Below are 6,429 nucleotides of genomic sequence, written 5' to 3'. Positions count from 1 at the left end.
AGAGTGGCGTTCTGCTTCTCGAGCTCCTTGAGACGCTTCGCGTCGTCGGCCTTCAGGCCGCCGTACTGGTTCCGCCACCGGTAGTACGTCTGCTCGGACACGCCGAGCTCCCGACACACCGCGGCGACGTCCGCGCCGTCGGCGAGCATCCTGTCGGCCTGCCCGAGCTTTCGGACGACCTGCTCCGGGGTGTGACGCTTCCTGCTGTTCGTCATGATCTGACCAGTCTCCCTGCCCGAACCCTCGGGCGACAGGACGACTCACACAACGACTGGACCTACAAGACGGGGTCAGTCCAGGGGCAGTCGACGATGTGCAGCAATTCCACTTTCACGAGGCGCTTTCCGTTCTCTCGCTGTTGGTCATCGTGCGAGCGTTCGGCAGGAGGAGGTTCAGGCAGACGAGTCCGACCCCAATCACGACGAAGACGTCGGCGACGTTCCCGACGAAGAGGTCGCCGTAGGCGAGGAAGTCGGTGACGTGGCCGCGGCCGAACGCGGGCGGGTTCATGATTCGGTCGATGAGGTTGCCGACCGCGCCGCCGAGGACCAGCCCCAGCGCGAGGCCCCAGCGGGCACCGCGCAGCCGAATGGCGAAGATGACCACCGCGGCGGAGGCGAGTACGCCGATGAGGGTGATGATCCAGGTGGCCCCGGAGCCGAGCGAGAACGCGGCTCCGGGGTTGTAGACCAGGGACAGGCCGAACAGGTCCCCGACCAGCGGGATCCGTTCCCCCGGGGCCAGCTGTGCCACGGCGAGGGCCTTCGAGGCCTGGTCGAGCACCACAGCGAGCACGGCCACGACCAAGGTGAAGCCAAGGGCTCTCCTCGCCTGCGGCCGTGGGCCCGTACGGTCTTCGCCGACTGTCGCGGCGACGTCCTGCACGGTCACGCGATGGTCTTCCGGGTCCGGGCGGCGCGCAGACCGTTGAGGATCACGACGACCTCGGCGATCTCGTGCACGAGCACCACGGCGGCGAGGCCGAGGACGCCGAAGAGGGCGAGCGGGAGCAGGGCGCTGATGATCAGCAGCGACAGGATGATGCTCTGGTTGATGATGTGCCGTCCGCGGCGGGCGTGGTCGAACGCGCGCGGCAGCAGCCGCAGGTCGTGGCCGGTGAAGGCCACGTCGGCGGACTCGATCGCGGCATCGGAGCCGGTCGCGCCCATCGCGATGCCGATATCGGCAGCGGCCAGGGCGGGGGCGTCGTTGATGCCGTCGCCGATCATCGCGACCGAGCCCTTCGCACCGAGCTCTGCGATCGCAGCGGCCTTGTCCTCCGGGCGCAGTTCGGCGCGGACGTCCTCGATCCCCGCTTGGGCGGCGAGGGCGCGGGCGGTGCGAGCGTTGTCGCCGGTGAGCATCGTGACCCCGATGCCCTGCGCGGCGAGGGTACGGACGACCTCGGGGACCTCCGGGCGCAGCTCGTCGCGGACGCCGATCGCGGCGACCGGCTCGCCGTCGCGGTGGACGATCACGACCGTCATGCCCTGCTCCTCCAGCCCCGCGACCTGGTCGCCGAGGAATCCGGCGTCGAGCCAACGCGGGCTGCCGACCGTGATCCGCGCGCCGTCGAGCTCGCCTTCGATGCCGTGACCTGCCTGCTCGGTCACGCCCTCGGCTGCAGGGGCCTCAGGCGCTGCAGCGGTGATCGCGGCCGCGAGGGGGTGGGTGCTGTGCTGCTCCAACGACGCCGCCCACGCCAGCGCCTGCGCCTCGGTCACGCCGTCGGCGGTGAGCACCGCGGTGACGGCGGGCTCGTTGCGGGTCAGGGTGCCGGTCTTGTCGACCGCGACGTGGCGGATCACGCCGAACCGCTCGAACACGGCCCCGGACTTGATGATCACGCCGAACTTGCTCGCTGACCCGATGGCGGCCACCACGGTCAGCGGGACCGAGATCGCCAGCGCGCAGGGCGATGCCGCGACCAGCACGACGAGTGCGCGGGTGATCCACAGCTCCGGGTCGCCGAGCAGCGACCCGATGATCGCGACGAGAGCGGCGAGGATCAGCACGCCGGGCACGAGCGGGCGGGCAATGCGGTCGGCGAGACGGGCGCGGTCTCCCTTCTCCGCCTGCGCCTTCTCCACCAGGTCGACGATCGTGGTCAGCGAGTTGTCCGTGCCGGCCGCGGTCGTCTCGACCTCCAGCGCCCCCGCGGTGTTGATCGCACCCGCCGACACGGCATCGCCGGGCTCGACCTCGACCGGGATCGACTCCCCCGTGATCGCGGACGTATCCAGGCTGGAACGTCCCGTGCGGACGACGCCGTCGGTCGCGATCCGCTCGCCCGGCCGCACCAGCATCAACTGACCGACAGCCAGGTCCTTCGCGGCGACCTCCACCGAGACGCCGTCGCGGCGGACGGTCGCGGTCTCCGGGACGAGCTTGAGCAGCGCCCGGAGCCCGCCGCGAGCACGGTCCATCACCTTGTCCTCCAGCGCCTCGGCGATCGAGTACAGGAACGCCAGGGCGGCGGCCTCCTCGACGTAGCCGAGGATCACCGCGCCGACGGCGCTGATGGTCATCAGCAGGCCGATGCCGAGCTTGCCCTTGAACAGCTTCCGGATCGCGCCCGGGGTGAACGTCGACGCGCCCAGCAGCAGACCGATCCAGAACGCCACCAGTGCCGGGATCTCCATCCCGGACCACTCCAGCGCCAGGCCGGTGAGGATGGCGACGCCGGAGAAGACCGGGACCATGATCCCGCGGTCCCGCCACCAGGGGTGCTCCGCCTCCTCGGCTTCATCGCCTATGACAGTCTCGGGCTCGTCGTGCTCGCAGCCGCACGCCGCGCTCACTCGCCTGCTCCCGTCCCGCAGCAGCCCGGCACGGTGCACGAAGAGTCCACGCAGGGAGCGTGCTCGTCGACAGCAAGCGTCACGTCCACCAGTGCGGTGAGCGCCGCCGCGAGGTGCGGGTCGGCGATCTCGTAGCGCGTCTGCCGCCCCTCAGGCTCGGCGACCACGATGCCGCAGTCGCGCAGACAGGTCAGGTGGTTCGAGACGTTCGAGCGGGTCAGCTCCAACTCGCGCGACAGCACGGCCGGATAGCTCGGGCCGCCGAGCAAGGTCATCAGGATCCGGGAACGCGTCGGGTCCGCCATGGCCCGGCCGAGCCGGTTCATGACGTCGAGGCGAGAAGCAATAGTCAGCATGCACTGATTTATACAGTGCTTGCTGACCCACTCAGCCCCGGTCGGGTAGCCGCTTGCTGGCGCCGTCCAGCCGGTCGGCTCGAGAAGGCGTCGCGCTGCGGCATCGGTGAGCTCCGGCCACCCGGAGAACAGTCGCACGTGTCCCCACTCGGACACGGCAGCACCGGCCGAGCCGCCCCGCTCGACGACCACGGCGTCAACGCCGCGTTCGGTCAGGTGGGCGGCTGCAGCCAGGCCCTGCGGACCGGCACCGATGACGACGACAGGAAGCTCAGACATCACATCTCCTCAGATCGAAAAACTTCAATACGAGAACACTCGCTTACCTATCGAAGTTTGTCAATACGTGTCAGACTATCCGCATGAGCCTTCCCGTGACCATCGAGCAGAGCACGTGCTGCGTGCCGCGCATCACCGCATCGATCACCCCCGAGGAGGCCGAGCGTTCCGCTCGGGTGTTCAAGGCCATCGGTGATCCGACCCGCGTGATGCTGCTCTCCCTTATCGCCGGCACCGAAGGCGGCGAGGCCTGCATCTGCGACCTCATCGAGCCGGTCGGATTGTCACAGGGGACGGTCTCGCACCACATGAAGCTCCTCACCGACGCCGGGCTTGTCACCCGCGAACAGCGCGGGAAGTGGGCGTACTTCGCGCTCAACGACGGGGCGCTCGAGGCGGCTGCGGATGCGCTGCGACCTGCCGCGCTGGGCAGTGCGAACTAGTAGTCATCGACGCACGGCTGGGTAGTTCGACCAGATCCCGCCGGCTTTGCTCTTACGCCGGTCCGCCGTGTGGTTGCCGATTCCGATGACGTCGGCAACCACGGCCGAGGGCATCCGCATGCTCAGCAGGTTCATCCGGGTCTCGCGTGACACGCGTGGACGGATCCCGAGTTCCGTGAGGCGCAGCCTGATGTAGGCCGCAGTCATGTGAGCGCCGGGCGAGAGTCCCTCGAACAGCCAGCTCGATTCCCCCGCGGCGTATCCCCGTCGCGGCGCGGCGGAGAGGTGCCGTCTGACGATGTCCCCGACCCGGTCATCGAGCACGACGGGCGTGACCCCGAACCGCACGGTCACCTGCGCCCCGGTGGCGTCTACTCGGTCGCGAGTCATACTGACGGCGCGTCCGAGGATCTGCGCATAGAGGAGCATGAACAGCCCTGCCACGCGCACTTCCAGTTCCACATCTTCTCCGTTGAGCAGAAGGTCGATATCGCGCCACAGCTCCTCCTCGGTCACGTTCGACATCGTGTTTCGTGCAGCCCGGACGTTGGTGGCGAGGTCGCCCGTCAGCCGCGTCTTGGTCGCCCACCGCACGAAGTGCTCCACGGGCTCTCGCGTCTTGACGCGGGCGATGTAGTGATCGAGCGTGCGTTGATCAAGGTCACTGACGGCGAGCCCGCGAGCATCCATCCAGGTCAGGAACCGGACGACCGCGGCCAGTTTCCCGCGCTGGCCGATGAAGGCCTCGTTGGACAGGTCTCGATCGCGGTCTCGATAGCGCCTGTGAAGCTTGGGCAACACGTCCCATCTGTAGAAGCGGCGGAGCTTGTTCCCGGTCGGGCGCTCGAGAGTCGCAGCCACCGCGGCAACGTGCAGCGTGAGCTCGTGCTGCAGCACGTGGATGTTCGGCAGCACCTGGGCTTCGATGAGCAGACGCCGGAAATACCGCGTTGCTGGCCTTTGCTGGAGTTGATCAAGAGACGAGTGATCAACGGGCAGCGCGCCCGTGGCCATGCCGCGCAGGGTCTCTGTGACGTGCGGCCGCCGCAGCCAGCGCACCACCGAACGCGGGTCCATCGGCGCGTTCGCAAGGTACACGCGAAGCCTGGTCAGCTCGATCGGAGCCGATCCCTTGGGTCCGATGAGCTCGTCCAGTCGTGCCTGCAGCCGGCATCGCCCGCAGTGCGTTCCGGTCAGGAACTCCTCACTGCCGCACGTGCGGCACGCGAACCGTGGCGGGTGTCCGGCGCAGATCGCACAGGTGATTACGCCTTCATCGGTGCGAAATGCGAGGACTCGGATGTTCCCGCACAACGGACACTCTGACGGGTTCCTGCGGAGCGCGCTGTAGCAGACGTTGCAGATCTTCTCGCCGAGCAGCGAGTAACGGCCCGCGCTCGAACGCCCGCAACGGTCACACGTCTGTGACGGCGTAGCCGTCATCGGCCTGGATCGGCGGGACGATGAAGTCGCGCACGCACAGGACGAAGGTCCCCGATCGCCGTGTCACGCCCCCGCCCAGTGCCCGTCTTCTTCGCCGCTGCCGGTCGCGCCACGACAGTGATGAGGTCGTTCGGCTGGCATCCGAAGATGCGGCACAGCGCCGCAAGAACTTCGACGTTCAACCGCTCCGGTGCTTTGGTGACCAGTCGATACACCTGCTCGCGGGACAAGACGATGCCCTGCTCGCGCAGCGGCGCGAGCAGCTCCGTGGTCTGGAACATCCCAGCCTCGGCCATCAGAGCACGCAGGTGCCAGTCGATCGGCCCCTTCGAGTCAGTCCCCATCACGGTCCTCCGTGTTCCTCTTGAGCGCATCAGCGAGCACCCGGTTCTTATAGTCGTCCCCGACAGACGTGTAGATCGCCGTCGTCGAAGCGAACGTGTGGCCCACCTGATCCTGCACGAACTTCTCGCTGTAGCCCCACTCGATGAGGTTCGTCACATAGGTGTGCCGCAGCGAGTGCAGAACCAGCTCTTCCGGAAGTCCGGCTTCGTCGCGCAGCTCGGCGAAACGGTCGTTCAGGTAGCGGCCACCGATTCTGGTCCTGCGCTCCGTCGGCCAGAGGATGTCCGTCTCCCAATCACCGACCACCCGCGGCCGGCCCTGGTCCACCCAATGGGTGAGGCCGTCAACGACCCAGTCGAACTCGGGCAGAGTCAGCACGGTCCGTCGCTTCGGACCGGTGCCCCGACTGCCCTTCCCGTGCCGGACATACACCGCTCCGAAACTCCCGAACCCCGGGGCCACCGCCTGGAGTCCCGCGGGGTGGTGGTCTTTCGGGCCCGCGGCGTCGTGACCGCGACGGGGTGAGCCATCGTGCGATGGTCAGTGAGAACGACCAAGAACTCACACAGAAAGACGACACCGCACGATGGCTCTTGACCAGTCTGCCCTCCTCGAGCTGCTCGGGGAACTGAAGCTCACCGGCACCACCGACCGCATCCGAGCCGCGACCGAGCGGCTCTACCAGGAGCTGATCGACGCGGAGACAGCCGCATTCATCGGCGCCGCCCCCTACGAGCGCACGAGCGAGCGCACGACTACCCG

General features: G+C 68.0%; 8 protein-coding genes and 2 pseudogenes. 2 read left to right on the top strand and 8 right to left on the bottom strand.

The genetic code is table 11. The annotated features are described in order from the left end of the window. From A4X16_RS13780 to A4X16_RS18500, 5 genes and pseudogenes are all read right to left on the bottom strand, one after another. Nucleotides 1-215: transposase (locus A4X16_RS13780; RefSeq protein WP_067120983.1), on the bottom strand; the 215-nt coding region annotated here is incomplete at its 3' end. 115 nt (nucleotides 216-330) lie between these two features. After that, nucleotides 331-891 carry a signal peptidase II gene (gene lspA, locus A4X16_RS13775; RefSeq protein WP_016465415.1) on the bottom strand — a complete coding sequence of 187 codons (561 nt, stop codon included), beginning with the start codon at nucleotides 889-891 and terminating at the stop codon, nucleotides 331-333. After that, the gene (locus tag A4X16_RS13770; RefSeq protein WP_197491842.1) at nucleotides 888-2,801 is read right to left on the bottom strand and encodes a heavy metal translocating P-type ATPase; all 1,914 of its coding nucleotides are present in this window, start codon (nucleotides 2,799-2,801) and stop codon (nucleotides 888-890) included. The genes lspA and A4X16_RS13770 overlap by 4 nt, the downstream gene beginning before the upstream one ends. Beyond that, a complete protein-coding gene (cmtR, locus tag A4X16_RS18125) occupies nucleotides 2,798-3,157 on the bottom strand; it encodes a Cd(II)/Pb(II)-sensing metalloregulatory transcriptional regulator CmtR (RefSeq protein WP_016465417.1) in 360 nt (119 codons plus the stop codon). The genes A4X16_RS13770 and cmtR overlap by 4 nt, the downstream gene beginning before the upstream one ends. A gap of 138 nt (nucleotides 3,158-3,295) precedes the next feature. Next, a pseudogene (locus A4X16_RS18500) lies at nucleotides 3,296-3,436 on the bottom strand (FAD-dependent oxidoreductase); the annotation flags it as partial. 83 nt (nucleotides 3,437-3,519) lie between these two features. Between A4X16_RS18500 and A4X16_RS13760 the strand changes: the two are divergent. Continuing rightward, nucleotides 3,520-3,879 (top strand): ArsR/SmtB family transcription factor, encoded by a 360-nt coding sequence (locus A4X16_RS13760; protein WP_061015170.1) that lies wholly within the window; start codon nucleotides 3,520-3,522, stop codon nucleotides 3,877-3,879. A gap of 3 nt (nucleotides 3,880-3,882) precedes the next feature. Here the strand turns inward: A4X16_RS13760 and A4X16_RS13755 are convergent, their stop codons facing one another. The 3 genes from A4X16_RS13755 to A4X16_RS13745 form a co-directional block, all read right to left on the bottom strand. Further along, nucleotides 3,883-4,977 (bottom strand): hypothetical protein, encoded by a 1,095-nt coding sequence (locus A4X16_RS13755; protein WP_157543490.1) that lies wholly within the window; start codon nucleotides 4,975-4,977, stop codon nucleotides 3,883-3,885. Nucleotides 4,978-5,318: 341 nt separating this feature from the next. Further along, complete coding sequence (locus A4X16_RS13750) at nucleotides 5,319-5,666, bottom strand: helix-turn-helix domain-containing protein (RefSeq protein WP_061015168.1); 348 nt, start codon at nucleotides 5,664-5,666, stop codon at nucleotides 5,319-5,321. Continuing rightward, nucleotides 5,656-6,099, bottom strand: coding sequence for a tyrosine-type recombinase/integrase (locus A4X16_RS13745; protein ID WP_269454911.1), 444 nt, complete (start codon nucleotides 6,097-6,099; stop codon nucleotides 5,656-5,658). The genes A4X16_RS13750 and A4X16_RS13745 overlap by 11 nt, the downstream gene beginning before the upstream one ends. 154 nt (nucleotides 6,100-6,253) lie before the next feature. On the opposite strand from A4X16_RS13745, the pseudogene A4X16_RS18495 reads away from it, so the two are divergent. Further along, nucleotides 6,254-6,429: pseudogene (locus tag A4X16_RS18495) on the top strand (IS256 family transposase); the annotation flags it as partial.

Source organism: Microbacterium sp. H83 (assembly GCF_001650405.1).
Taxonomy (GTDB): domain Bacteria; phylum Actinomycetota; class Actinomycetes; order Actinomycetales; family Microbacteriaceae; genus Microbacterium.
The sequence above is the reverse complement of the archived record's forward strand: the minus strand, read 5'-3'. Positions and strand labels throughout refer to the sequence as shown.

Excerpts from the sequence above, each read along its gene's own strand:
- cmtR (WP_016465417.1), bottom strand. The coding sequence starts at position 3,157 with ATGCTGACTATTGCTTCTCGCCTCGACGTCATGAACCGGCTCGGCCGG.
- A4X16_RS13760 (WP_061015170.1), top strand. The coding sequence starts at position 3,520 with ATGAGCCTTCCCGTGACCATCGAGCAGAGCACGTGCTGCGTGCCGCGC.
- A4X16_RS13750 (WP_061015168.1), bottom strand. The coding sequence starts at position 5,666 with ATGGGGACTGACTCGAAGGGGCCGATCGACTGGCACCTGCGTGCTCTG.